This window comes from Alcanivorax sp. HI0044 (assembly GCF_001634945.1).
Genome location: NZ_LWEZ01001618.1, coordinates 1 through 902, shown reverse-complemented (window position 1 = coordinate 902; position 902 = coordinate 1). Strand labels below are relative to the sequence as shown.

Below are 902 nucleotides of genomic sequence, written 5' to 3'. Positions count from 1 at the left end.
CGGTTAATCGGCGTAGCCGGTTTTGTTTGCGTTTCCGTCTTTTTTGTCCGATTTTTTGCTAACTCATTGATTTTACATTGTGTTGGTTGTTAAAAGGGGCAACGATTGACGAGCGTAGCGCACTTTGAACGTAGAGAGTTACTGCAGAGTTCTGTTAAGAAGTGTCAGCAACCCGCGCTAACTGCTTGACTTTACATTTGGAAATGATCAAATTTTGACCCACTTGGCATTTTATGCTGTTAAATCAGACTAAGGTGACAATCTTGTTAATACTTTTGGGTCACTTTTTTCATATTGCTGTACCGTTTTGGGGAATAGAACAATGAAGAAAAAGCCGGACGCCCTGGTGCTACTGGCGGTTGTTTTCGGGTTAGGCGTGCTGGTCAGCAGCCTCACCCATGGTGGAAATGAACCGGATTACCAGCGTTACGCTGACAGCGCAGGCATTACTGTCACGCAGACGACGCAGTAACAATACTCTCTACCGGTTGGTCCCACGGGGCCACCGGCAGCTCGCCTCTCTCCATTTTCTGAAAATCGTACCCCGCAGCCACCAGCCGTGGCCGTCGAGGGTGCCGTGCCAGTTGTTCCAGGGTGCGATCGTAGTAGCCGCCCCCCATTCCCAGCCGATACCCCGCCTCATCAAACGCCACCGCAGGCAGAATAATCACATCCAGTGCCCACAGGGCCCGGCCACGGTAGCGCAGGGCGGGCTCGTGAATGCCGTAGGCATTGGCTCGCATGGGATGGTGATGCTGCCAGAGGCGAAATTGCAGATAGCCGGGCCGCAGAGCGTCGACAAAAGGCAGATAGGTAGAGGCCTGTTGAAAACGCGGGTGGCGCAAGGCAGGGCGTACATCCAGTTCGCCGTCGTTGGGCAGGTAGATAGCCACGTGGCGGGC

2 protein-coding genes are annotated in these 902 nt (G+C 53.7%); one reads left to right on the top strand and one right to left on the bottom strand.

The features are described 5' to 3' along the window. Window positions 1–322: 322 nt before the first annotated feature. Entirely contained in the window at window positions 323–472 is a 150-nt protein-coding gene (locus tag A3730_RS30635; protein WP_156497101.1) for a hypothetical protein, read from the top strand. Here A3730_RS30635 and A3730_RS24385 read toward each other — a convergent pair. After that, on the bottom strand, window positions 453–902 hold a 450-nt coding region (locus tag A3730_RS24385; RefSeq protein ID WP_063539164.1), incomplete at its 5' end, for a 5-formyltetrahydrofolate cyclo-ligase. The genes A3730_RS30635 and A3730_RS24385 overlap by 20 nt on opposite strands.

Bases quoted from the DNA above. Each gene is read 5' to 3' on its own strand.
- A3730_RS30635 (WP_156497101.1), top strand. From the start codon at position 323: ATGAAGAAAAAGCCGGACGCCCTGGTGCTACTGGCGGTTGTTTTCGGG.